We start from the raw sequence: 23,461 nt of genomic DNA on the forward strand, positions 1-23,461 counted from the left end.
GTGAAGAATGTCTTCCTCTGACTTCAGCGACATCACGTACGAGGTCGACGGCCATAAAGCCACGATCACGCTGAACCGGCCACAAGCGCTCAACGCCTTGAGTCCGCACATGATCACCGAACTGCGTACCGCGTACGACGAGGCCGAATCCGACGACAACATCTGGATACTCATCGTGACCGGCACCGGCCGGGCGTTCTGCACCGGTGCCGATGCGAAACAGATTCCGGAAGACGGCAAGGTCATCAACGAACGGCCGTACCTGTCGACCTACGACCAGTGGGAGGCACCTCAGGAGGGCACGCCGCCCTTTCGCCGGATGGCCAAACCCGTCCTGGCTGCGATCAACGGGATCTGCTGCGGCGCCGGCCTGGACTGGGTGACGACGGGCGACATCGTGATCGCCTCGGACACCGCCACTTTCTTCGATCCGCACGTCAGCATCGGCCTCGTTGCCGGTCGCGAGATGGTGCGACTCGCCCGCGTACTCCCCCGCAACATCGCGCTGCGCATGGCCCTGACGGGTAAGCATGAACGGATGGATGCCCAGCGCGCCTACGACCTCGGCATGATCTCCGAGATCGTCGAGCACGATCGTCTTCTCGAGCGCGCGCACGAGATCGCCGACATGGTGAACGCGAATGCCCCGCTGGCTGTTCGGGGCACTCGGCTGGCCATTCACAAGACCTTGGATCTACCGCTGAACGAGGCGGAGATTCTCGCGGAGGCCTTTCGCGAGCGGAATCTGCACACACAGGATTCGCTCGAGGGACCCAAGGCCTTCGTCGAGAAGCGCGCGCCGAACTGGCAGTGCAAATGACCGCAACGGACTTCGAGACGATCGTGCTCGACGTGGATCCCCTTGCCCACGTCGCCTCGATCACGCTGAACCGGCCGGACTCGCTCAACTCGTTCAACAGGGCGATGTGCGAGGAGATGGCCGAGGCGTGGCGGATCGTCAGGCTCGACGATTCGGTGCACGCGGTGGTGGTGCGTGCGGCGGGCACTCGGGCGTTCTCCGCGGGCCTGGACATCAAGTCGCCGTACGGTCAGCCGGACAACGTGTGGAATCACGAGGATCCGGGCGAATACCTCAGCCCCAAATGGCAGAAGATGTGGAAGCCGGTCGTGTGTGCCGTGCAGGGCATGTGCACCGCGGGAGCCTTCTACTTCGTCAACGAATCAGACGTCGTCATCTGCAGCGATGACGCGACGTTCTTCGACTCACACGTCAGCGCGGGGCTGGTATGCGCGCTGGAGCCTATCGGCCTGATGCGCCGCGTCGGCCTCGGCGAGACGCTGCGAATCGCGTTGATGGGCAACGACGAACGCGTCACCGCGGACACCGCGCTGCGGATCGGCCTGGTGTCAGAGATCGTGTCCGCTGACCGCCTCTGGGCACGCGCCCACGAGATCGCGACCGCGATCGCCGCGAAACCACCGTCGGCGACACAGGGCACCGTGAAGGCCATCTGGGAGTCACTCGACAAGCCCTACCGCGCGGCGATGGAGCAGAACCTGATCTACACGAGGTTGGGAAATCCGCTCGGACAGGCCGAACTCGCTGCCCGCCCTCCCGGCGACAGGCCCACGCCGAGGCTGCGCTGATGACCGCACATCCGCTGAGCCGGCGCATCCTGGCCGTACTGGATCTGCGGCCGAACGGGCCTGCGGTGGAGCACGACGGTGACTGGCTGACATGGGGACAGATCGCCGCGTCGGCACGACGTATCGAATCGCTCGGCGTGGCAGACGGCCAGGTCGGAATCCTGTTGCGCAACACACCAGCCCACATCGCCGCCTTCCTCGGCGTGCTGATCGGCGGTGGCACGGTCGTCGTCATCAACCCCTCCCGCGGTGATGACCGCATCAGAGCCGATATCGAGTCCCTTCAGCTGCCGTTGGTCATCGGCACCGACGACGACCTGACGACCCTGGTCACCCCGACGCCGTTTACCGCCACGGTGGCGATCGCCGGCCTCGCCGGCGCCCTGACCGTCGGCGGGGTCGAGGAGAAGACAGGGGACGCGGATCGCGCCGGCGTCGCGGTGCGGATGCTGACCAGCGGTACGACGGGTCCGCCCAAACGCATCGATCTCACCTACGACATGCTGGCGCGCAGCGTGATCGGCACCGACTTCGACGTCGCGCCGCCGCCGACAGAACCGCGACGCGGTGTCGCGATCGTCAATGCCCCGCTGGTGCACATCGGAGGCGTGTTCCGTGTCCTGCAATGCGTCTGCGAGGCAAGGCCGTTCGCGTTGCTCGAACGCTTCGAGCTCGACCGATGGGCCGACGCCGTGCGCAGGCATCGGCCGCAGGCGGTGTCACTGGTTCCCGCGGCACTGCGCACGGTGCTGCATTCGGACCTCACGCGTGACGATCTGCAGAGCATTCGCGCCGTCACCTCGGGTACCGCGCCGCTCTCCGCCGAGGATGCCGACGCGTTTACCGAGAAGTTCGGCATACCCGTCCTGACGTCATACGCCGCAACGGAGTTCGGTGGCGGTGTCGCGGGATGGTCGCTACGCGACCACCAGAAGTACTGGCACACCAAACGCGGCAGCGTCGGCCGGGCGACGCTCGGCGCGCAGCTGCGCGTCGTCGATGACGACGGCAATTCCGTCGCCGACGAACAGGCGGGACTGCTCGAGGTGCGCCCGGGTCAGCTCGGACCCAGTGGCGAGTGGATGCGGACCACCGATATGGCGCGCATCGATGCCGATGGATTCCTGTGGATCCTCGGCCGCGCCGATCAGGCCATCATCCGCGGCGGCTTCAAGGTGATGCCCGACGATGTGCGCAGCGCCCTGGAGAGCCACCCGGCGGTGCAAGGTGCGGCGGTGGTCGGCCGACCCGATGAGCGGCTCGGTGAAACACCTGTGGCCATGGTCGAACTGCGCGACGCTGTCGAGGTGGACACGCTGCTCGACCACCTACGGACGCGGCTGGCGCGCTACGAGATTCCCACCGACATCGCGATCGTCGAGCAGATCCCCAGGACACCGTCCGGCAAGGCCGATCTGACCGCTGTCCGCGGGCACTTCAACACCGTCGAACATGCCTGACACCACCGTCGCCGACGTTCTCCGCGAACAGGCGCAGAACCGCGGCGAGCATCCACTGCTCATATGCGACGGCGACCGTCTCACCTACGCCGATGCCCATCGGCGTTCGACGAAGCTGGCGTGCGGCCTGATCACACTCGGCGCGGGTAAGGGCTCTCACGTTGGCGTGCTGTACCCCAACGGGCCGGACTTCATCGTGGCGATGCTGGCCGCAGCCCGCATCGGCGCCGTCGTGATTCCCTTCTCGACGTTCGCCACCGCCCCTGAACTCGCGACGCAGCTCGCCCACGCCGACATCGAGATCCTGCTCGCCACCGCCGCTTACCGCGGCCACGACTACCGCGAGAAACTGGATCAGATCGATCGAACCGGTATCCCGCTGCTGCGTCATGCCTTCTTCGATTCGGCACCACCGGTCGCCGTCGACTCGGAACTGCTGGAGGCGATGGAGGACGACGTCGACCCCTCCGACCCCCTGGCGATCGTGTACACGTCGGGTTCGACGAGCGCACCCAAAGGTGTCGTGCACACACACGCGTCGCTGCTCGACCATCAACGGGTGCTCAACGAGATCCGCGGGCTGGGGCCGGCAGACAGGTTGTTCTGCAACTCGCCGTTCTTCTGGATCGGGGGCATCGCGTTCTCGATTCTGGCCGCGATGCTCGCCGGAGCCACGCTGGTGTGTTCCAACGCCACCGATCCGGGTGAGACCCTCGACCTTCTGGAGGCCGAAAAGCCCACCATGACCAACGGTTTCGTGGGTGGAATCACCGCGCTCGCCCATCATCCCAGCCTCGCGAGTCGCGATCTGTCATCCATGCGCCGCGGCAACCTCTACCCGATCATGGCCCCCGATGTACGGCCCGCGGACCCCGAGCTTCGGCACACCATGCTCGGGATGACCGAGACCGGAAGCGTCATCACGATCAGCGAGGACGAATCCGACCAGCCCGAACATCGACGGGGATCGTTCGGTCGGCCGGCACCCGGATTCGACACCAAGGTCGTCGACCCCGACACCGGCGAACGCGTCGATGCCGGCCAGATCGGTGAACTGTGCGCGCGGGGGCCGTTCCTGATGCAGCGCTACTACAAGCGCAGCCGCGAGGAGTGCTTCGACGCCGACGGCTGGTTTCACACAGGCGATCTCGTCCGCACCGATCTCGACGGCTTTGTGTACTTCATCGGCCGGCGCGGCGCGATGATCAAGAGCGCGGGCGCCAACGTCGCCCCCGCCGAGGTGGAGAAGGCCATCGCCAAGGTCACCGGAATGGTGGCGCACGTGTTTGGACTGCCCGATCCCGAGCGCGGGCAGGTGGTGGCCGCCGTCATCGTCGTGCCGGACGGGACCGGACTCGACGCGGCCACGCTGCGTGAAAGGCTCAAGAGCGAGCTGTCGTCATACAAGATCCCGCGGCGCTTCGCCGCAGTGACCGCCGCGGACGTTCCGATGATGTCGAGCGGAAAAATCGACATGCCCCGTCTCACAAAGGTGTTCGATGCCTGACACGATCGACGCGCTGGTGCGCCTTCGCGCGGCAGGCGACGCTGACAAGCTGATGGTCATCGACCCCGACGCCCGGCTGACGTACGCCGAGCTCGACGCCACCAGCCGCGACCTCGCCACCGCGTTCATCGCCACCGGCGTCGGCAAGGGCACACGCGTGGGCCTGATCATGCCCAACGGCGCGCAGTGGGTGCAGATCGCGGTCGCGCTCACCCGTATCGGCGCGGTGCTGGTACCGCTGAGCACGCTCCTGCAACCGCCGGAGCTCGCTGCTGCGCTGCGCGCGGCCTCCGTGCAGTGCCTCATCACCGTGCAGGAATTTCGCGGCCACCGCTACCTCGACGACCTTGAGCCCTATCGGGTGGATCTCCCCGCGCTCCGCAAGGTGTGGACGGCCGACCGGCTTCCCAAGCCTGCCGACGATGCACCCGTCGACGCGGTCACCGAAACCGTTACGCCCAGCGACACACTCGCGATCATGTTCACGTCGGGCAGCAGCGGCCCACCCAAGGGCGTCATCCACTCGCATGGCAATGCGCTGGGTGCGGTCCGGTCTGGGCTCGCCGCGCGTTGCATCGGACCAGACACCCGGCTCTACCTGCCGATGCCGTTCTTCTGGGTGGGAGGATTCGGCAGCGGCGTGTTGTCTGCACTGCTGGCGGGCGCGACACTGGTCACCGAGCAGGTACCCAAACCCGAGGCGACGCTGCGACTTCTCGAGCGCGAACGTGTCACCTTATTCCGTGGGTGGCCCGACCAAGCGGAAGCGCTCGCACGCCAAACCGATTCCTTAGCAGTCGATCTGTCGTCGCTGCGTCCCGGCAGCCTGGAGGCGCTTCTGCCCGCGGTTCAGCGCGCTGAACCCGGTGCGCGGGCGAGGCTGTTCGGCATGACCGAGTCATTCGGGCCGTACTGCGGATATCCGGCCGACACCGACATGCCACGCTCAGCGTGGGGCAGCTGCGGAAAGCCGTTCGACGGCATGGAGGTTCGCATCGTCGACCCCGATGACGGCACACCCGTGGCACACGGCACCATCGGTGAGATCCAGATCCGCGGACCTCACGTCATGCGCGGAATCTGTCGCCGAAACCACCACGACCTCTTCACCGCCGACGGCTTCTATCCCACCGGCGACCTCGGCCACCTCGACGACGACGGTTTCATGTTCTACCACGGGCGGTCCGACGACATGTTCAAGGTCAGCGGCGCGACGGTGTATCCCAGCGAGGTCGAGCAGGCGCTGCGCACGATCGACGGTGTGCACGGCGCCTTCGTCACCGAGGTGTCCGGGACGGTGGGTGCCGTCCTGATCTCCGGTCTGGGCGTCGAGGACCTTCGCGCGGCCGCACGTAAACGGTTGAGCGCGTTCAAGGTACCGACGGTGTGGCTGACAGTCGACTCCGACGATGCGATTCCGCGCAAGGCGACGGGCAAGGTCGATGTCGGTGCGCTGCGCGAGATGCTGCGCGAGGCTAAGTGACCACGCCTCTCTCGGTGAGGTGGTCGATCAGCGGCTTCGCACCCGCGGCAAGGTGCTCGGACATCGCGGTGCGCGCGAGGTTCTCGTCGCGCTTCTCCAACGCGTCCAACAGCCGACGATGATGCTTGTTCGACTTCTCGGGCCAGCCCGCGATGATCGGGAAGACCGCCTCTGGCGCATAGCGGGTGATCTGCGACATCAGCTGGGCGAGTTTCGGGGAATCTGACGCGACGTTGATCGCGCGGTGGAACTCGTGGTTCAGCTTGACGGCGCGCTCGTCGTCGTCGGCGGCGTACGCGTATTCCAGGTCGGATTGGATCTGTTGTAGTTCACGCAGTTGTTCGTCGCTGATGTTCGCCGCTGCGCGCGCGGCGAGCTCACCTCCGATGTAGGCCTGCACGTCGGACACGTCGGTCAAGTCGCGACCGGTCACCGGCAGGACGACGAAGCCCCGATGCGGTTGCTGCGACAGCAGCCCCTCCGCCTTCAGTTCGAAAAGTGCCTCGCGCACTGGCGTGACACTGATGCCGAGATCCGCTGCGAGCTGGTCCAGCCGCACGTATGTGCCTGCGGCGTAAGTGCCGTCGAAGACGCGCTTACGCACGATGCGTGCGACATCTTCGGCCAGTTGTGTCCTGGCCAGCACCTGGGGCGTCTCGGGAGCGGACACGGATCAGATCCGGTAGTCGGCGAGCAGTCGCTTGCTGATGATGTTCTTCTGGATCTCGCTTGTCCCCTCGCCGATCAGCAGGAACGGAGCGTCGCGCATCAGCCGCTCAATCTCGTACTCCTTGGAATAGCCGTAGCCGCCGTGAATCCTGAAGCTCTGCTGAGTGACCTCTGCGCAGAATTCGCTCGCAAGATACTTCGCCATTCCCGCCGCGACGTCGTTGCGTTCGCCGGAGTCCTTCAGCCGGGCGGCGTTGACCATCATCAGATGCGCGGCTTCGACCTTCGTCGCCATCTCGGCCAGTTGGAAGGCGATGGCCTGGTGCTCTGCGATCGGCTTGCCGAACGTCTGCCGCTGCTGCGCGTATTTCACGGCGAGCTCGAACGCGCGGATCCCCACCCCGCAGGCCCTGGCGGACACATTGACCCGGCCCACCTCGATGCCGTCCATCATCTGGAAGAAGCCCTGGCCGGGTGCCTCACCGAGGACGTCGGTGGCCTGCGCCACGTAGCCGTCGAAGATCAGCTCTGTGGTGTCGATCCCCTTATAGCCCAGTTTGTCGATCTTGCCCGGAATCGTCAGCCCGGGAACGACTTCACCGAAGCCCGTGGGCTTTTCGACAAGGAACGCGGTCAAGTTGCGGTGCGGCTTCTCGGCGCCCTCGTCGGTGCGAACCAGTGCGGCCACCAATGTCGAACTGCCGCCGTTCGTCAGCCACATCTTCTGGCCGTCGATCGTGTACGTCCCGTCCGAATTGCGCTTGCCACGGGTGCGGATCGCCGCGACATCGGATCCGAGCTCCGGCTCGGACATCGAGAACGCGCCGCGGGTCTCCCCGGTCGCCATTCGGGGCAGGTAATGCTGCTTCTGTGCATCCGTGCCGTGCTGGCGGATCATGTACGCGACGATGAAGTGGGTGTTGATCACCCCAGAGACGCTCATCCAGCCGCGGGCGAGTTCCTCGACACACAGCGCATAGGTGAGCAGAGACTCCCCCAGGCCGCCGTATTCCTCGGGAATCATCAACCCGAAGAGACCCATCTCCTTCATCTGGTCGACGATCGCCTGCGGGTAGGTGTCCGCATGCTCGAGTTCCTGGGCGGCGGGAATGATCTCCTTGTCGACGAATTGCCGTACGTTAGCGACGATCTCGGTCTGGAACTCGGTGAGGCCGAGCGTCTGCGCAAGCCTGGTCATGCGCCCACCTCGCAGGCTCGGGTGCCGCATTCCGGGACCATGATTCGCTCGCAAGCTTCGCTCATGCGTCCACCCGCTCGAATACGGCTGCCAGGCCCTGCCCGCCGCCGATACACATGGTCTCCAACCCGTAGCGTGCGCCGCGCCGGTTCAACTCCCGTGCGAGTGTGGCGAGCATCCGCCCACCGGTGGCGCCGACCGGGTGTCCCAGCGAGATACCCGAGCCGTGCACATTCGTCCGGTCATGGTCGGCGGCAGTGAATTCCCACGCCCGCATCACCGCCAGCGCCTGCGCGGCGAATGCCTCGTTGAGTTCGATCAGGTCGATATCGTTCAGCGTCAGACCCGCCTTGCCGAGGGCCTTCTCTGTTGCCGGCACCGGGCCGATGCCCATGAGGTTGGGCGCTACGCCCGCCGATCCCCAAGCCACCAGCCGAATCAGCGGCGTCAGGCCGAGCTCGTCGGCCTTCTCGGCCGTGGTGACAATGCACATCGATGCGGCGTCGTTCTGCCCGCTGGCGTTGCCCGCCGTGACCGTCGCATCGGTGTCGTCTTTCAGCAGAACGGGTTTCAGCTTGGCGAGAGACTCGACCGAGGTGTCGGCGCGAGGGTGTTCGTCGGTATCGATGAGATCCTCGCCCTGACGGTTGCGGACCGCGACGGGAATGATCTCCTCGGCGAGGATGCCGTCCTTCTGTGCGGCGACCGCCCGCTGATGCGACCTCACCGCCAACTCGTCCTGCTCCTGCCGAGAGATCGCGTACTGCTTGCGCAGATTCTCGGCCGTCTCCAACATGCCACCGAGCACCGGGTAGTGCCGCCCGCCCGCGGTCGTGCGGCCGCGTGCCAGTGCGTCGTGTACCTGAACGCCGGAACGCGCTCCGCCCCAACGCATATCCGTGGAGTAGAAGGCGACGTTGCTCATGCTCTCCGCGCCCCCTGCCACGACGACGTCGTTGTCGCCGTTCGCGACTTGAAGACACGCCTGGATGACCGCCTGCAGACCCGAACCGCACCTACGGTCGACCTGCATTCCCGGCACAGTCACCGGAAGGCCTGCATCCAGCGCCACGACACGGCCGATCGCCGGCGCCTCGCTGCTGGGATAGCAGTGGCCGAGAATGACGTCCTGTACGGCGGCGGGATCGATCCCGGTGCGCTCCAGTAACCCTTTGAGCGCCGCGACGCCGAGTTCCACCGCGCTCAGCGATTTGAACATGCCGCCGTAGCGCCCGATCGGCGTGCGCACCGGTTCACAGATGACGGCCTCGCGGACGCTCATACGTGCCGACCTCCGGTGACCTCGAGCACGGTGCCCGTCATGTACGACGACAGATCGCTGGCGAGGAACAACGCGACCTTGGCCACCTCGGCCGGTTCACCGGCGCGGCCCATCGGCACCTCGGCGAGCTTCTGATCCCAGATGTGTTGGGGCATAGCCTCGGTCATTGCGGATCGGATGAGTCCCGGTTGGATGGCATTGACCCGGACACCGAGATGTGCGAGTTCCTTGGCCGCGGCTTTGGTCATACCGACGATGCCCGCCTTGGCCGCCGAGTAGTTGGTCTGGCCGATGAGCCCGACCTTGCCCGAGATCGACGACATGTTGACGATCGCGCCGCGCTTGTTCTCGCGCATGATGGCCGCCGCGGCTTTCGTCCCGTTCCAGGTCCCCTTCAGGTGCACGGCGATGACCTGATCGAACTGCTCCTCGGTCATCTTGCGCAGCGTCGCGTCGCGGGTGATGCCGGCGTTGTTGACCATGATGTCCAGACCGCCGAATTCGACGGCGGCCGCGACGAGTGCGTCGACCTCATCGGCCTTCGTCACATCGCAGCGGACCGCGAGCGCAACCTGCTCGCCCCCGAGCTGCTTGGCCGCGGTCTCCGTGGCGCCGAGGTCCAGATCACCGAGCACCACGCGGGCGCCCTCGGCGACGAACTGTTCCGCGATCGCGTAGCCGAGACCCTGCGCGCCTCCTGTGACGACGGCGGTCTGACCTGTCAGCAACGACACCTGAACACCCCTCTTCGCTGGTAGGAGCCCGGTAAGGGCCCCGTCAGACGGACATCATATTTCATATATGATTTTTGAGTCCATGGGCTACTCGCCGGAGAGGAGCATCCCCGATGACCACCACCGAAGTCAGTGACGAGGATTTCCAGGAGATCCTCGCGCAGACACGGCACTTCGTGCGCACCGCCGTCGTACCGCGCGAGCAGGAGATCCAGGCCGGCGACCAGGTGCCCGACGATCTGCGCGAACAAGCCAAGAAGATGGGACTGTTCGGCTACGCGATCCCCCAGAAATGGGGTGGGCTGGGCCTTAACCTCGCGCAGGATGTCGAGCTCGCGATGGAGTTGGGCTACACCTCGCTGGCGCTGCGATCGATGTTCGGCACTAACAACGGCATCGCCGGACAGGTGCTCGTCGGCTTCGGCACCGACGAACAGAGATCGCGCTGGCTCGAACCGATTGCCACCGGCGATGTCGTCGCCTCCTTCGCGCTGACCGAACCTGGCGCCGGGTCCAACCCGTCCGGATTGCGGACGAAAGCCGTTCGCGACGGCGATGATTGGATCATCAACGGCCAGAAGCGATTCATCACCAACGCGCCGATGGCCAATCTGTTCATCGTCTTCGCGCGCACGCGCCCAGCCGACGACGATGGGGCGGGCATCGCGGTGTTCCTGGTCCCTGCCGATGCCGATGGTGTGGTGGTCGGCGCCAAGGACGCCAAGATGGGCCAGGAGGGCGCCTGGACGTCGGACGTCAGCTTCGACGACGTTCGCGTGCCTGCGAGCGCGCTCATCGGAGGCAGTGAGGACATCGGATACCGGGCGGCGATGATCTCGTTGGCGCGTGGCCGCGTCCATATCGCCGCACTGGCCGTCGGCACCGCGCAGCGTGCGCTCGACGAGTCCGTCGCGTACGCGGCGACGGCTACCCAGGGCGGCACTCCGATCGGCAACTTCCAGCTCGTGCAGGCGATGATCGCCGATCAGCAGACCGGTGTGCTCGCGGGGCGGGCACTGGTGCGGGACACCGCCCGGCTGTGGGTCAGCGACGAGGACCGCCGGATAGCACCGTCTGCCGCGAAGCTCTTCTGCACCGAAATGGTCGGCCAGGTAGCCGATCTCGCGGTACAGATCCACGGCGGCAGCGGATACATGCGGGAAGTGCCCGTCGAGCGCATCTACCGTGATGTCCGCCTGCTGCGACTGTACGAAGGCACCAGCGAGATCCAGCGCCTCATCATCGGCGCCAACCTCGTCAAGACGGCACAGCGGGAGAGTAAATGAGCGGGCGCCTCACCGACCGGGTGGCATTCATCACCGGAGCTGCGCGAGGTCAGGGCCGCGCGCATGCGGTCAAGTTGGCCGGCGAAGGCGCGGACATCATCGCCGTCGACGTCGCGGGTGAACTGCCTTCGTGTGTGCCCTATCCACCGGCGACACCGGAGAACCTCGCCGAGACCGTGGCGCTGGTCGAAGCGACCGGGCGGCGGGCCTTGTCCTACGCCGTCGACATCCGTGATCACGACGGCCTGCGCAAGGTCGTGGACGACGGCGTCGCCGAATTCGGCCGTCTCGATGTCATCGTCGCCAACGCGGGGATCACGTCTCCGCACGCCTGGAACGCAATCACCCCCGACGAGTGGCGAGACGTCATCGACGTCAACCTCACCGGTACCTGGAACACCGTGATGGCCGGGGCTCAGCACATCGTCGACGGCGGTCGTGGCGGGTCGATCATCCTGATCAGCTCTGCGGCCGGAGTCAAGTTCCAGCCGTTCATGATTCACTACACGGCGAGCAAGCACGCCGTCACGGGAATGGCCCGGGCATTCGCCGCCGAACTCGGCACACATTCGATTCGCGTCAACAGCGTGCACCCCGGCCCCGTCGTCACCGAGATGGGTTCCCCGGAGATGGTCCAGGCGATCGCCAAAGCAGCAGAGGTTGTCGGCAACTCGGCGCTGTTGAACGTGCTGACGCCTTTCCTGCCGACCTGGGTGGCTCAGCCCGAGGACATCGCCGACGCCGTGTGCTGGCTGGCCAGCGACGAGTCGAAAATGGTGACGGCGCAGGCGATATCGGTCGACCAGGGCTCAACACAGTTCTGATCCCTCGGCGAATAGAACGTGCGTAGTTCGCGGGCGCCGCTCACGCCCGCCGCCAACGCCTCCGAGCTTCGAAATGGCCATTGCAACTCCCCCACAGGTGGAGAGTGCGGACGGTCACCGACACATTCTCGGCGAGTGTGCGGATTTATTCACAGCTGCGGCGCGTCTGGTACGAAATTGCACAGTCGCGCGCAGTACGCGACTAGCCGAGGAAGCGGACGATCGATTCCGCCACGGCGGCGGGCTTTTCCGAGCCGTCGATCTCCACGGTCGTCGTCATCGTCGCCTGCGCGCCGCCGTCGAGCTTGTCGACCTTCGTGAGCTCTGCGCGCGCGCGGATCTTGGCTCCGACCTTCACCGGTGTGATGAAGCGAACCTTGTTGTAGCCGTAGTTGATTGCCATCGTGATGTTCTCGACCGTGTAGAGCTGATGCGAGAAGTGCGGGATCAGAGACAGCGTCAGCAGTCCGTGGGCGATGGTGCCGCCATATGGTCCGTTGGCCGCGCGTTCCGGATCGACGTGGATCCACTGATGGTCGTCGGTGGCGTCGGCGAATGTGTTGACGCGCTCCTGCGTGACCTCGAGCCACTCCGTCGGACCGAGTTGGCTGCCTTGGGCCGCGACTAACTCATCAAGCCCACTGAACGTTTTCACTGCCGCTCCTCCTCGAAGACCACTGTCTGATTCCATGCCGGATGATCCGGCCCTCACAGTGCCACAACGCCACCCGGGAGTTCCTCCCGCGCCGCCGCCAGAGACTCAGGCCGATTCTTCGGCTGACCAGATTCCGCCGGCGGGCCGGTCCAGAACGGAGAGTGCGGGCGACAGGATCAGCTTGGCACGGTTGCCACCCTCGCGACGTGCCTCATGCATCGCCGCGGTGGCCACGGAGAGCACCTCGTCGAGAACGTCGTACGGGGGATGACCCGCCAGGGGGCTCATCGCAGTGCTGACCACGCCGATGCTGGCGGTCATTCGACTGGGGCTCGACGCAATCGTGGCACGCACCCGTTCCACAAAGGGGGACGGATCATCGGTGTTGAGCACGTCGGCTATCAGGAACTCCGCATCTGACACATGGGCGATCAGCGCGACCTGGCGAACCGTTTCCCGCAATCGCTGGCCCACCGCCACGCGCGCCCGGTCAGCGGCGGCCACGCCGGACATGTCGCGGTAGAGCGAGAAGCTGTCGAGGTTGACCACGGCCACCATCAGGTACCGGTCGCCACCACGATCTCGGGAACTCATCAAGGTCGCGGTCTGCTCCGCGAATGCGTCTTGCGTGAGCAGGTTCGTGAGCGGTTCGAGGTCGTCGAGTTGCACGTCGCTGGTGATCGACCGCAACAGCGTCCGGCACGCGAAGACCGTGAACACGTTGACCAGTCCAACAAGAAGCGCACCGGTTATCGCCAACACACCGTCGGTCTGGGCCACCCGCACCGCCAGGGCGACGACCGTGGCGGCGCCGACCACCCACATGAACACCAGCAGGCGCATCGAATGGAACAGCGCAATGAAGCCGCCCAAGATCGCAAATGCGGTCGAGCCCAGCAGACCAACAACCGGATTGGTCGCCATCAAGCTGGCGGACGCGATGTAGACGGTCCCGATAAGAACACAGGTTTCCGACGTCATCCGGGTCGGCCAGCGATTCCTCAGCCACACCGCAGCCATCGCCACGCTGCACAGCGCACCGACCACGGCGACGATTCGACCCCAGAAATAGGAGGCTCCAGCGGGGCTTGCGGCGGTGACCAACGGAATCGATCCGGCCGAGATGATCATTCCTGCGACGACGAGGCAAGTCCTCGTCTGTAGTCCGCGCGCTGCCAGAAACGCTGTCAGCCAGTAGTAGTGATCGCGATTGCGTTCGGAGCGTCCAACCGCAGCCATCACCGGTCACACCTCACGGTGACACCCGGGACCTGCGCGCATCGACCAATGCTAACGCCTGGCGAAAGTATGTGCGGGGTGTGGACGCCGACGGGCAAACACCGAATGCGGAGGTCCCGAGGTTGTAAAAATTCGCGACGTTGCCTGAATGTTTTATTCATGTTGAAAGTTGCACTCCAATCCTGCCAAAGGCTCACGAACTAATGCTTGCTGAGGACGCACTCGTCGTTGAGTGGCCGTTGTTTTGAATTCGCCCGCTGCGCAATATCAGCGCCGTGAGAATGGCCCCCGCGACGAACAACAAGCTGGCGATGTAGAAGGCCACGGTGTACCCATGGATCGCCCCGGCCTCCGCGACGTCGGGTGTGGGCGAATGACGGCTGTCGATATAGCGGGCGAGAGCGGTGGTGAAGATCGTCGAGAGGGCCGCAGTGCCCACCGTGCCGCCGATCTGCTGGCTGGTGTTGACCATCGCTGAGGCGACACCCGCGTCCTGCGCGGCAACGCCACTCGTAGCAGTGGCCACCGCCGGCGAGAACGCGAGGCCCATGCCGATACCGAGAAGGACGATCGGGCCGAGGATGTCGTGCCGGTAGGTGGCGCCCACTTCGAGTTCACCCAGCCATGCCATGCCCGCGGCTGCCACGAACATGCCGATCGGAATGATCGGCCGGGGGCCGACCCGGGGCATCAAGAACGTATTCGCCAACGCAGCGGCGAGTCCGATCCCGACGGCCATCGGTAGGAACGCCACACCGGTCGCGAGCGGGCTGTAACGCAGATCGCGCTGCATGAAATAGGTGAGGAAGAGGAAGGCCGCGAACATCGCGCAGAATGTGAGCGCAATCGTCAGATACGCGCCGCCACGGTTGCGGTCGGCGACGATCTGCAGGGGTAGCAGCGGTGCCTGCACCTGGGTCTCGACGATGACGAACACGACAACGAGAACTGCCGCCGCGCCGAGCATGACGACGGTCAGCGGCGCGCTCCAGCCGTCGGTCTCGGCGTGTGATAACCCGTAGACCAGACAGAACAGCCCGCCGGTCGCGGTTGCCACACCAGGCCAGTCGATTCTGACGCGACGCTGCGTCGGGGTCGCGGACACCAGGAAGAGCGCCGCGAGCGCGGCGGGCAGCGCCAAGGCCATGTTGACGTAGAGACACCATCGCCACGACAACCACTCCGTCATCGCGCCACCGAGCAGCAGCCCGATGACCGCACCGCTGGCGGCAATGGCCGAGAAAACAGCGAATGCTTTCGCGCGGTCACGAGGATCGGTGAACGTGATGTTCAGAGTGGACAACGCGGCCGGAGCGAGGATGGCGGCGAAAACACCTTGCGCCGCTCGGGCCGCGATCAGGATCGCGAATCCGCCAGCGGCGCCGCCGACAGCAGAGGCCGCAGCGAACCCGATCAATCCGATGATCAGGGTTCGCCGCACACCTACGCGATCGGACAATCGGCCCCCGAGCAGCAGCAAGCTGCCGAACGCCAACGAGTAGGCCGTGATCACCCACTGCCGGCTCGCGATATCGAAGCCGAGTTCGTCCTGGGCGGACGGCAGGGCGATGTTCACGATGGTGATGTCCAGCACCACCATCAGCTGCGCCGCTCCGATAACGGCCAGTACCGACCACCGCCGATTTGGCGGCGCGGCCGACTGGCCGAAACCGCCTGGCGGCGAAGCAGTCTCAGCGCGAGGTCCGATGAGTCGATTACTCATGTTCTCCTGTCGGTCGGTGCAGGCCACAGCAGCGGGCCGCACGGCGCCCAATGTTTCGTGGCAGATGTGCGCTCAGGCGGCAATTGCGAGCACCACCGCAGAGTTGTGACCGCCCATGCCGAGCGACGTCTTCAAAGTGACGGCGCCGGGTTTCAGCGGTGTGGGCCCGTCGAGCAACCGGTGGTGCCCGGGAGCCACCGTCGGCGGCGCGGGAACGGTTCCGTGGGCATAGCCGAGTGCCGCGGCGGCGAGTTCGACGGCTGCGGCAGCGCCCTGGCAGTGTCCGACGAGCTGCTTGATCGAGTAGATATGTGGTGAGCCGTGCAGCACCTCGTCGACGAGTTCGCCCTCCGCCTTGTCGCACTGTTGGGTGCCCGGTCCGTGAGCGTTGAGGTACGTGATCTCGTCGGTGGAGGTCTTCGCGGCATTGAGCGCATTGCGAACACAGCCGTCGATGTAGGTGCGCCCGGGGTCGACCGACGTCAGGTGGTAGGCGTCGTGGGTCATGTCGCCACCGAGCATGTGCACGTAGCTGCGCACGGCACGGTTGGACAGGACGAACGCGACCGCCGCTTCACCGGCCGGGAACCCGCGACTGCCCTCCTGGAATGGGCGGCAGGCGTCCAACGGCTCGACGTCGACGACACCGACGCCGAGGCGCACGAAATGCTCGACGTTCTCCGGTGTCAGTGACAGATCCGTGGACACGAACACAACGTCGTCGACGTATCCGCTGTCCAGCCACATCTTCGCGGTGATCAGCCCGGCGTTGCCCGAGGAGCACATCGCAGAGACGTTCATCGCGGGCCCATGGAAGTCGTATTCCTGCATCAGCATCGACACCGGTGTTGACGGCATCAGCGTCAGGTAATCGCGAATTCTGCGGTGCGCCGCATCTTTGAGGTAGAAGTCCCGCCAACCCTCGACCTCATTGATCACCACCGCATGCAGCAACCCGACCCGGGCGCCGGGCACCCAGCCTCGCGCGGCTGCGTCGGTCAGGGCTTCGCGTGCGGCCCCACGCATGGCGCGTGCTGACCGGCTGAGGCCATCGAGCGGATCGCCTTCGTCAGCGACCCGCGCCACCCACGCGTCCTCCTCACCGGTCGGGCCGTATCCGCCGACCAGCTTTGCGGCGGGTTTACCGCTGAGCAGACCGCTCCATAGCGTTTCCGCACCCCAGCCATATCCCGTCACTGCGCCGATCCCGGTGATCGCCATCGGTCCTGCCATGATGTGTCGCCCTTCCTGTTTCCTGTTTTAAATGCATGCGAAAGTAGTTCCCGTTTAATTAACGCCTATATCGGCTTGGTTGACCAGGCAGAATGTCAGCACAATGAGACAGTGGGAACTGAGGATGCACGAGGCTAAGCTGCGTGCAACCAGCTGATTCCGGATTAAGGGGCCGTTGATGGCGGTCGAAGCCGACGACGCGAGTGCGACGCAGGCCTCCTCCGTCGAACTGCGATACCGTCAACTGCTCGAGCACAGCCCTTATCCCATGTGCGTCCACGCCGACGGATACGTGGTCTACGTCAATCCCGCCGGCGTCAAGGGAATCGCCGCGAACAGCGCGGATGACGTGGTGGGAAGGATGATCACCGACTTCGTCGACCCTGACTCCATCGAGCCGATGCTGGCACGCATCGCCGGCCTCCACGAGGAGGGTGACAGCTCCCCCGCCTCGGAGGCGGTGATGCGGTGCCTAGATGGCAGCCCGTTGCCCGTCGAGGTCGTCTCGTCGTTGACGAACTGGAATGGCAAACCGGCCTATCAGGTCGTCTTCCGCGATCTGACGGTGCAAAAAGCCGCCGAGGAAAGTCTGCGTTACCAAGCGGCGCTCGTGACACACGCCACAGACGCGATCATCGCCACGACGTGGGCCGGAACCGTCACCAGTTGGAACCCGGCGGCGGAGGCGATATACGGAAGACCCGCCGCGCTCGCTCTTGCGCTGCCGATCACCGAGGCCGTCGGCGCCGCCATCGATCCGGCAGCGGTCATCGCCGGCGGAGGCGTCCGACACGGAGTTCATCGTGCCGCCGACGGCACCGCGCTCATCGTGCGGGTGTCGGCCGCCGCCATGGACAACGGATACGTCCTCGTCTGCTCCGACCAGACCGCGTTACGCCGCGCCGAGCGCAGATTCCAGACCGTCGTCGACTCGCTGGTGGAGGGGGTGGTGGTACTCGACGCGAACGGCAAGCCCGAGTGGATCAATCCCGCCGCCCGCCGCATCCTCGGCCTGGAGTCCAGCCGCGTGCTGGATCGCGACGTCGACCCGTCGGTGGCGTTCCCCTTGTACGACGCAGAGGGCACGTCGCTCGTCGACTGGCATAGGTTCTTCGTCAGGGGTCTGAAGAACGGTCTCACGAATCCGCATGAGATCGTCGGCTTCGACCGCACGGACGGCACGCGGCGGTGGCTCTCGGTCAGCTGCCGCCTGCTCGACCCCTCGGACACCGGGCAGCAGGCGCTGTTGGCCTCGTTCACCGACGTCACCGACCAGCGCGACGCACAGCTACAACTCAGGCACCAGGCCCACCACGATTCGCTCACCGGACTGCCCAACCGGGCCTATGCCGAATCGCAGGCGAGCCAAGCGCTACTTGCCAACCCGCCGACGCTGGCGGCCGTCATGTTCATCGACCTCGACAACATCAAGACCGTCAACGATGCCTTCGGGCATCACACGGGCGACACCGTGATCAAGGCTGCGGCACTGCGGTTGCGAGCCACCCTGCGCTCCGAGGATCTGATCGCCCGCCACGGGGGCGACGAATTCGTCGCGCTGCTGTTCGGCAATGCCGACCACACGGCGCTGAAGCGCCTCGCCGAACGACTGCATGCCGCACTCGCGGCGCCGCTGGACGTTGCCGGCATCACGTGCAGTCTCACCGCCAGTATCGGCGTGACCGAGGTGAAGCCAGGTGATTCGCGCGACGCCGCAGAGATCCTGCGGGACGCCGACGCCGCGATGTACAAGGCGAAGGTCTATCGCGCGACGACCCACTTCATGTCGTCCCAGAACGGTACGGACCCGAGACTGCGGGTGAAGAGGCAAGCAGCGAGGGAACAGTTTGAGATCGGCGGTTGACTCGTGCCCCGCGACATCTCACTTAACTAACTAGGTTTACCCTGTCCCCTAGCGTTCTGCAGACAGGGGATCAAGCATGGACCTCACGTTCTCGCCCGCCGACGTCGCATTCCGCGACGAGGTACGCGGGTTTCTGGACGACAAGCTGACACCGGAACTACGCCGGGCCGGACGCCTGATGACCAGCGTTTACGCGGATCACGAGGCGAGCATGGAGTGGCAGCGGATCCTTCACGAACGAGGCTGGGCAGCGCCGGCGTGGCCAATCGAGCACGGTGGCTGTGAATGGAGCCTGACCCAGCACTACATCTTCAGCCGGGAGTCGCAGCTGGCGGGAGCCCCGTCGCTGTCGCCGATGGGCATCCGCATGGTCGCCCACGCACTGGTCAAGTTCGGCACCGACCAACAGAAGGAGTTCTTCCTCCCCCGCATCCTGACCGGCGAGGTGTTCTTCTGCCAGGGCTACTCCGAACCCGAGGCCGGCTCCGATCTGGCGGCACTGTCGATGGCCGCCGTCGACGACGGTGAGGACCTGGTGTGTACGGGAAGCAAGATCTGGACAACCCACGCCGGCGAGGCGAACTGGATGTTCGCGTTGGTACGCACCTCGAAGGCCCAGAAGAAGCAGCAGGGCATCACGTTCGTGCTCATCGACATGACGACGCCGGGCATCCAGATTCGGCCGCTGGTCATGACATCGGGCGAGGAGGTACAGAACCAGGTCTTCTTCGACGAGGTTCGAGTGCCCAAGGCTAACGTTCTCGGCAAGATCGACGAAGGATGGACCGTCGCCAAGTACCTACTGGAGTTCGAGCGCGGCGGCGGCGCATCGTCTCCCGCACTCCAGGTGATGGCCGACGAGATCGCGACGGTCGCCGCCGATCAGCCCGGACCCGGAGGCGGTCGACTGCTCGACGACGCCGCGTTCGCACGCAAGCTTGCCGACGCCCGAATCCGCACCGAGGTTCTGGAGATTCTCGAATACCGGGTGCTCGCGGCCGTGGCGGCGGGCAAGAATCCTGGCGTTGCGTCGTCGATGCTCAAGGTGATCGCCACCGAGTTGAGCCAGGCGCTGACCGAACTCGCGATGGAGGCCGCCGGGCCACGCGGGCGGGTGTACCAGCCGCACGCGACGTGTCCTGGCGGACCGGTGACCGAGTACGAGCCGCCGCCGGACGACTACGTCAGCGGTGAGGAGTGGCAGGCGGTCGCTCCGCTGCGCTACTTCAACGACCGGGCCGGGTCGATCTACGCCGGCAGCAATGAAATTCAGCGCAACATTCTGGCCAAAGCGGCTCTGGGACTTTGATAGGGGGCGCGATATGGACTTCAACCTGAGCAAGGAACAGGAACTGCTGCGCGACGGGCTCGGCAAGTTCCTGTCGACGAGATACGACCTCGAGAAGAGCCGGGCCGCAGCCAAGACCGGACCCGGCTGGCAACCCGACATCTGGCGGGGATTCGCCAACGAACTCGGCATTCTTGGCGCCGCGCTCCCCGAGGACGTCGGCGGGATCGGCGGCGGGGCCGTCGAGGTCATGGTGATCACCGAGGCGCTGGGCCATGCACTGGTCGTCGAACCCTACGTCGACACCGTCGTGGTGGCCGGTGGCCTGCTGCACCGCGCAGGCGGATCCGTCGCGACGGCGCTGCTGGAGAAGATCGCCGAGGGCACCGCGATCGTCGCGCTGGCCGCGGCGGAACCGTCGTCGGGCGACCACTGGCAGGACCTGTCGACGACCGCCGAGCGTGACGGCGACGGATGGACGCTGAGCGGATCGAAGATCGTCGCGATGAGCGCGCCGTTGGCGACCCATCTGCTGGTGACGGCACGGACCGCCGACGGGATCTCACTGTTCCTCGTCGATCTGGCGGACAAGGGTGCTGACATCGAGATGCACCCCTATCGCACCGTCGATGACCGGCGCGCGGCCGACATCACGTTCGACGGCCTGGCGCTGCCGGGCGATGCACTGCTCGGCGAGGAAGGCCAGGCGTGGCCGTCGATCGAGACGTCACGTGACGAAGGCGCGGTCGCGGTCTGCTCCGAGGCGGTCGGATGTATGCGAAAGGTGTTGGCCGACACCGTCGAATACGCCAAGCAGCGCCATCAGTTCGGTCAGCCGATCGGCAGCTTCCAGGCTCTGCAGCATCGGATGGTCGATATGTACATGGAAGTCGAGCAGGCCGTCGCCGCCGTCTATCTCGCCGTCCTCAACCTCGAGGCCGAGCCCGCGGTTCGCGCACGGGCGGTCTCGGCGGCCAAGGCGACGATCGGGCGCGCTGCCCGCTTCATCGGCCAGCAGGCCGTGCAGCTGCACGGCGGCATGGGGATGACCGAGGAGCTCGCGATCGGGCACTACTTCAAGCGCCTGACCGCGGTCCAGTTCGAATTCGGATCGACTGATTACCACGTCGCGCGGTATGCGGAGCTGACGCGACAGTAGGTCCGGCTCACTGACTCAGTCACGCCGAAATCCACGTTTTGTCGGAGAAGTTCGAGTGGAAGCCTGCAAAACGTCGATTTCGGCGTGAACGGCAAGCCCGGATAAACCCTTCGACGGCCGTCGTTGCCGCCTCGTAGGGTTAGTGCGTGAGCTCGCGCGGATGGATCCTGTTCCTTGCGATGAGCCTCATCTGGGGCATCCCGTACCTGCTCATCAAGATCGCCGTCGAGGGCGTGTCCGTTCCTGTGCTGGTCTTTACGCGCGTTGCGGTCGGCGCCGCGGTGCTGCTCCCGCTGGCCCTGTCGCGGCGGACGGTGATGATCGTGCGCAACCACTGGAAGGCGTTGGCGGGTTTCGCATTCTTCGAAATCATCGCCGCATGGTGGTTGTTGTCTGACGCCGAACGCCATCTCACCAGTTCGATGACCGGCCTTCTCATCGCTGCGGCACCGATCATCGCCGCAATGCTCGATCGCGTGACCGGTGGTGAGCGTCTGGGCCGCAAACGAATCCTCGGTCTCGCCGTCGGCATTGCGGGCGTTGCGGTTCTCGCCGGCCCGCACATCGGTGGCAGCACGTGGCCGATCATCGAGGTGTTGTTGGTGGCGACGTGCTACGCGATCGCGCCGTTGATCGCCGCGCGTCACCTGGCCGACGTGCCGGCACTGCCGATGACGGCGGTGTGCCTGGGATTCGCCGCACTGGTGTACGCAGCGCCGGCCGCGGCCACCTGGCCCGACGAAATGCCCTCCACTCAAGTGCTTTTGGCGCTCGGTGGCCTTGCGGTGATCTGCACGGCGTTGGCGTTTCTGGTGTTCTTCGCGCTTATCCGTGAGGTCGGTGCGGCTCGCGCGTTGGTGTTCACCTACGTCAACCCGGCCGTGGCGTTGACGGCCGGGGTGCTCGTCCTGAACGAACCGTTGACGCCCTGGAACGTCGGTGCGCTCGCGCTCATTCTCATCGGCTGCGTGCTCGCCACGCGCCGCCACGACATCGCCTCATCCGACGACACCGTCGAGCCGACGCAAATCGTGCCGCGCTAAGCCCCGCGCGCGTGGTCGACGTACGCGGTGATCGCGTCGGTCAGCGCGCGTAACTCACGACTGACGTCGACGGGGCCGGGCACCGCCATCGTGGCAACCATCGCGCCCATCAACGTGGTCCATACGAGATTGCCGACCGCGTCGGCGCGCTCGGGTTCGAGTCCCTCGGCGACAAAGCGACCGAGATCTGTGAGGGTCGTGAAGAGGTCCAACAGATGGCGCTGGTCGACATCCGCTCGACCGGCCCGAGTCGCGATCAGAATCTCCAGTGCCGCAACCGATGTCGGGCTCAGGAACGCCTCTGCCACCGTGTTGACCAGCAGCTCGGTCCTGGCGCGTCCCGAATGCGCACCAAGAATGGGCTCGACGTCCCGCAGTTTGGCCAGCAGCTCGCTGAAGCCTTCATCGACGACGGCCATCAGTAATCCGTCGCGATCGCCGAAGTGGTACTGGATCACTCCCCAGGTGACACCAGCACGCTCGGTGATGTGCTTGGCGCTCGCCGCGCCGAACCCCTCTTCGAGTACACAGCTCACCGTCTCCTCGATGACCATGGCCCGCGTGCGGTCCGCGCGAACCTGCTTTCCGTTCACGGGCCGTCGCGGTGTCACGTTGGAGGTCATGGTCGTCCAGAGTCTACGGCGGCCGAAGCGAAGGCCGGCGAAACGAAGCGCTGGACCATCCGGCGTTCGATCTCGGCATCGTTGACGGGCCAGTACATCAGCGCCAGCACGATACGGACGATCCACTGCGCGGCTTGCGGGTCATCCTCGGTGAGGCCGTTGATATCGCGGGCGAAGGTCGCGACGACCGGAGAGTCGGTGAGCCACATCATCTCCTGAGCCCTTATCGAGGTCATCATCAGCCGTCCCAGCGGATCAGATCGAATCTCTTTGAGCGCCAATGAAATCGCGGTCACGATTCGGTCGGATCCCGTCAGATGGTCGACGGCCGCCCGGACCGTGGCGATGATCCGGGCTGCGGCGCGGATGAGCACAGCCTCACGAATCTCGGCCTTGCCGCCCGCGTGGCGGTAGATCGTCGCACGCGAGCAGTGCACCCGCGATGCGAGCGTGTCGACGTCGAAAGCGTCCAATCCCCCGCTGGCAATCATGTCGGTGGCGGCGTCGTAGATGCGCTCGGCAGCTGCGCTGCCACGGTCGCCGCCCACCAGCCAGTCGTTGCGAGGCATACGGTGGATGATCT

At 65.5% G+C, this 23,461-nt stretch carries 21 protein-coding genes; 11 read left to right on the top strand and 10 right to left on the bottom strand.

The features are described from left to right. The first annotated feature begins 7 nt into the window (after positions 1-7). From AB4Z42_RS07380 to AB4Z42_RS07400, 5 genes are read left to right on the top strand one after another with little or no spacing between them, the layout of a single operon-like run. Positions 8-820, top strand: coding sequence for an enoyl-CoA hydratase/isomerase family protein (locus tag AB4Z42_RS07380; RefSeq protein WP_442008473.1), 813 nt, complete (start codon positions 8-10; stop codon positions 818-820). Further along, entirely contained in the window at positions 817-1,608 is a 792-nt protein-coding gene (locus tag AB4Z42_RS07385) for an enoyl-CoA hydratase/isomerase family protein (RefSeq protein WP_442008474.1), read from the top strand. The genes AB4Z42_RS07380 and AB4Z42_RS07385 overlap by 4 nt, the downstream gene beginning before the upstream one ends. Next, positions 1,608-3,068, top strand: coding sequence for a class I adenylate-forming enzyme family protein (locus AB4Z42_RS07390; RefSeq protein WP_442008475.1), 1,461 nt, complete (start codon positions 1,608-1,610; stop codon positions 3,066-3,068). The genes AB4Z42_RS07385 and AB4Z42_RS07390 overlap by 1 nt, the downstream gene beginning before the upstream one ends. After that, positions 3,061-4,575: a class I adenylate-forming enzyme family protein gene (locus tag AB4Z42_RS07395; protein ID WP_442008476.1), complete on the top strand. Its 1,515-nt coding sequence runs from the start codon at positions 3,061-3,063 to the stop codon at positions 4,573-4,575. The genes AB4Z42_RS07390 and AB4Z42_RS07395 overlap by 8 nt, the downstream gene beginning before the upstream one ends. Next, positions 4,568-6,058 carry a class I adenylate-forming enzyme family protein gene (locus AB4Z42_RS07400; protein ID WP_442008477.1) on the top strand — a complete coding sequence of 497 codons (1,491 nt, stop codon included), beginning with the start codon at positions 4,568-4,570 and terminating at the stop codon, positions 6,056-6,058. Before AB4Z42_RS07395 ends, AB4Z42_RS07400 begins: the two co-directional genes overlap by 8 nt. On the opposite strand, the gene AB4Z42_RS07405 is transcribed toward AB4Z42_RS07400, so the two are convergent. The 4 genes from AB4Z42_RS07405 to fabG form a co-directional block, all read right to left on the bottom strand. Next, the gene (locus AB4Z42_RS07405; RefSeq protein WP_442008478.1) at positions 6,051-6,728 is read right to left on the bottom strand and encodes a GntR family transcriptional regulator; all 678 of its coding nucleotides are present in this window, start codon (positions 6,726-6,728) and stop codon (positions 6,051-6,053) included. The two genes, AB4Z42_RS07400 and AB4Z42_RS07405, sit on opposite strands and share 8 nt — an antisense overlap. A 3-nt stretch (positions 6,729-6,731) precedes the next feature. After that, the gene (locus AB4Z42_RS07410; protein ID WP_442008479.1) at positions 6,732-7,925 is read right to left on the bottom strand and encodes an acyl-CoA dehydrogenase family protein; all 1,194 of its coding nucleotides are present in this window, start codon (positions 7,923-7,925) and stop codon (positions 6,732-6,734) included. A 61-nt stretch (positions 7,926-7,986) separates the two neighbouring features. After that, on the bottom strand, positions 7,987-9,207 hold the full coding sequence (locus AB4Z42_RS07415) for an acetyl-CoA C-acetyltransferase (RefSeq protein WP_442008480.1): 1,221 nt from the start codon (positions 9,205-9,207) through the stop codon (positions 7,987-7,989). Next, positions 9,204-9,941, bottom strand: a complete 738-nt coding sequence (gene fabG / locus AB4Z42_RS07420) for a 3-oxoacyl-ACP reductase FabG (RefSeq protein WP_442008481.1) — start codon at positions 9,939-9,941, stop codon at positions 9,204-9,206. The genes AB4Z42_RS07415 and fabG overlap by 4 nt, the downstream gene beginning before the upstream one ends. Before the next feature lie 113 nt (positions 9,942-10,054). On the opposite strand from fabG, the gene AB4Z42_RS07425 reads away from it, so the two are divergent. Together AB4Z42_RS07425 and AB4Z42_RS07430 are read left to right on the top strand one after the other, a co-directional pair. Further along, positions 10,055-11,227 (top strand): acyl-CoA dehydrogenase family protein, encoded by a 1,173-nt coding sequence (locus AB4Z42_RS07425; protein ID WP_442008482.1) that lies wholly within the window; start codon positions 10,055-10,057, stop codon positions 11,225-11,227. After that, positions 11,224-12,051 (top strand): mycofactocin-coupled SDR family oxidoreductase, encoded by an 828-nt coding sequence (locus AB4Z42_RS07430; protein ID WP_442008483.1) that lies wholly within the window; start codon positions 11,224-11,226, stop codon positions 12,049-12,051. The genes AB4Z42_RS07425 and AB4Z42_RS07430 overlap by 4 nt, the downstream gene beginning before the upstream one ends. 202 nt (positions 12,052-12,253) lie before the next feature. Here AB4Z42_RS07430 and AB4Z42_RS07435 read toward each other — a convergent pair whose 3' ends face one another. From AB4Z42_RS07435 to AB4Z42_RS07450, 4 genes are all read right to left on the bottom strand, one after another. After that, complete coding sequence (locus tag AB4Z42_RS07435; protein ID WP_442008484.1) at positions 12,254-12,706, bottom strand: MaoC family dehydratase; 453 nt, start codon at positions 12,704-12,706, stop codon at positions 12,254-12,256. Positions 12,707-12,811: 105 nt separating this feature from the next. Beyond that, positions 12,812-13,945: a GGDEF domain-containing protein gene (locus AB4Z42_RS07440; protein ID WP_442008485.1), complete on the bottom strand. Its 1,134-nt coding sequence runs from the start codon at positions 13,943-13,945 to the stop codon at positions 12,812-12,814. Positions 13,946-14,138: 193 nt separating this feature from the next. Then, positions 14,139-15,668 carry an MFS transporter gene (locus AB4Z42_RS07445; protein WP_442008486.1) on the bottom strand — a complete coding sequence of 510 codons (1,530 nt, stop codon included), beginning with the start codon at positions 15,666-15,668 and terminating at the stop codon, positions 14,139-14,141. Positions 15,669-15,740: 72 nt separating this feature from the next. Further along, on the bottom strand, positions 15,741-16,901 hold the full coding sequence (locus AB4Z42_RS07450) for a beta-ketoacyl synthase N-terminal-like domain-containing protein (RefSeq protein WP_442008487.1): 1,161 nt from the start codon (positions 16,899-16,901) through the stop codon (positions 15,741-15,743). A 178-nt stretch (positions 16,902-17,079) separates the two neighbouring features. Between AB4Z42_RS07450 and AB4Z42_RS07455 the strand changes: the two genes are divergently transcribed. The 4 genes from AB4Z42_RS07455 (at position 17,080) to AB4Z42_RS07470 (ending at position 22,255) form a co-directional block, all read left to right on the top strand. Further along, entirely contained in the window at positions 17,080-18,765 is a 1,686-nt protein-coding gene (locus AB4Z42_RS07455; RefSeq protein ID WP_442008488.1) for a diguanylate cyclase domain-containing protein, read from the top strand. A gap of 76 nt (positions 18,766-18,841) precedes the next feature. Further along, complete coding sequence (locus tag AB4Z42_RS07460) at positions 18,842-20,074, top strand: acyl-CoA dehydrogenase family protein (RefSeq protein WP_442008489.1); 1,233 nt, start codon at positions 18,842-18,844, stop codon at positions 20,072-20,074. Positions 20,075-20,087: 13 nt separating this feature from the next. Next, positions 20,088-21,212, top strand: a complete 1,125-nt coding sequence (locus AB4Z42_RS07465; RefSeq protein ID WP_442008490.1) for an acyl-CoA dehydrogenase family protein — start codon at positions 20,088-20,090, stop codon at positions 21,210-21,212. Between the two features lie 146 nt (positions 21,213-21,358). Next, the gene (locus tag AB4Z42_RS07470) at positions 21,359-22,255 is read left to right on the top strand and encodes a DMT family transporter (RefSeq protein ID WP_442008491.1); all 897 of its coding nucleotides are present in this window, start codon (positions 21,359-21,361) and stop codon (positions 22,253-22,255) included. On the opposite strand, the gene AB4Z42_RS07475 is transcribed toward AB4Z42_RS07470, so the two are convergent. Together AB4Z42_RS07475 and AB4Z42_RS07480 are read right to left on the bottom strand one after the other, a co-directional pair. Then, positions 22,252-22,878 carry a TetR/AcrR family transcriptional regulator gene (locus AB4Z42_RS07475; RefSeq protein WP_442008492.1) on the bottom strand — a complete coding sequence of 209 codons (627 nt, stop codon included), beginning with the start codon at positions 22,876-22,878 and terminating at the stop codon, positions 22,252-22,254. The genes AB4Z42_RS07470 and AB4Z42_RS07475 overlap by 4 nt on opposite strands. After that, positions 22,875-23,447 (bottom strand): TetR/AcrR family transcriptional regulator, encoded by a 573-nt coding sequence (locus tag AB4Z42_RS07480; RefSeq protein WP_442008493.1) that lies wholly within the window; start codon positions 23,445-23,447, stop codon positions 22,875-22,877. Before AB4Z42_RS07480 ends, AB4Z42_RS07475 begins: the two co-directional genes overlap by 4 nt. Positions 23,448-23,461 lie beyond the last annotated feature (14 nt).

This window comes from Mycobacterium sp. 2YAF39 (assembly GCF_052114565.1).
GTDB lineage: Bacteria > Actinomycetota > Actinomycetes > Mycobacteriales > Mycobacteriaceae > Mycobacterium.

Bases quoted from the DNA above. Each gene is read 5' to 3' on its own strand.
- AB4Z42_RS07465 (WP_442008490.1), top strand. From the start codon at position 20,088: ATGGACTTCAACCTGAGCAAGGAACAGGAACTGCTGCGCGACGGGCTC.
- AB4Z42_RS07385 (WP_442008474.1), top strand. From the start codon at position 817: ATGACCGCAACGGACTTCGAGACGATCGTGCTCGACGTGGATCCCCTT.
- AB4Z42_RS07400 (WP_442008477.1), top strand. From the start codon at position 4,568: ATGCCTGACACGATCGACGCGCTGGTGCGCCTTCGCGCGGCAGGCGAC.
- AB4Z42_RS07450 (WP_442008487.1), bottom strand. From the start codon at position 16,901: ATGGCAGGACCGATGGCGATCACCGGGATCGGCGCAGTGACGGGATAT.
- AB4Z42_RS07380 (WP_442008473.1), top strand. From the start codon at position 8: ATGTCTTCCTCTGACTTCAGCGACATCACGTACGAGGTCGACGGCCAT.
- AB4Z42_RS07475 (WP_442008492.1), bottom strand. From the start codon at position 22,878: ATGACCTCCAACGTGACACCGCGACGGCCCGTGAACGGAAAGCAGGTT.
- AB4Z42_RS07440 (WP_442008485.1), bottom strand. From the start codon at position 13,945: ATGGCTGCGGTTGGACGCTCCGAACGCAATCGCGATCACTACTACTGG.
- AB4Z42_RS07390 (WP_442008475.1), top strand. From the start codon at position 1,608: ATGACCGCACATCCGCTGAGCCGGCGCATCCTGGCCGTACTGGATCTG.
- AB4Z42_RS07460 (WP_442008489.1), top strand. From the start codon at position 18,842: ATGGACCTCACGTTCTCGCCCGCCGACGTCGCATTCCGCGACGAGGTA.
- AB4Z42_RS07430 (WP_442008483.1), top strand. From the start codon at position 11,224: ATGAGCGGGCGCCTCACCGACCGGGTGGCATTCATCACCGGAGCTGCG.
- AB4Z42_RS07415 (WP_442008480.1), bottom strand. From the start codon at position 9,207: ATGAGCGTCCGCGAGGCCGTCATCTGTGAACCGGTGCGCACGCCGATC.
- AB4Z42_RS07480 (WP_442008493.1), bottom strand. From the start codon at position 23,447: ATGCCTCGCAACGACTGGCTGGTGGGCGGCGACCGTGGCAGCGCAGCT.
- AB4Z42_RS07425 (WP_442008482.1), top strand. From the start codon at position 10,055: ATGACCACCACCGAAGTCAGTGACGAGGATTTCCAGGAGATCCTCGCG.
- AB4Z42_RS07395 (WP_442008476.1), top strand. From the start codon at position 3,061: ATGCCTGACACCACCGTCGCCGACGTTCTCCGCGAACAGGCGCAGAAC.
- AB4Z42_RS07445 (WP_442008486.1), bottom strand. From the start codon at position 15,668: ATGAGTAATCGACTCATCGGACCTCGCGCTGAGACTGCTTCGCCGCCA.
- AB4Z42_RS07455 (WP_442008488.1), top strand. From the start codon at position 17,080: ATGGCGGTCGAAGCCGACGACGCGAGTGCGACGCAGGCCTCCTCCGTC.
- AB4Z42_RS07410 (WP_442008479.1), bottom strand. From the start codon at position 7,925: ATGACCAGGCTTGCGCAGACGCTCGGCCTCACCGAGTTCCAGACCGAG.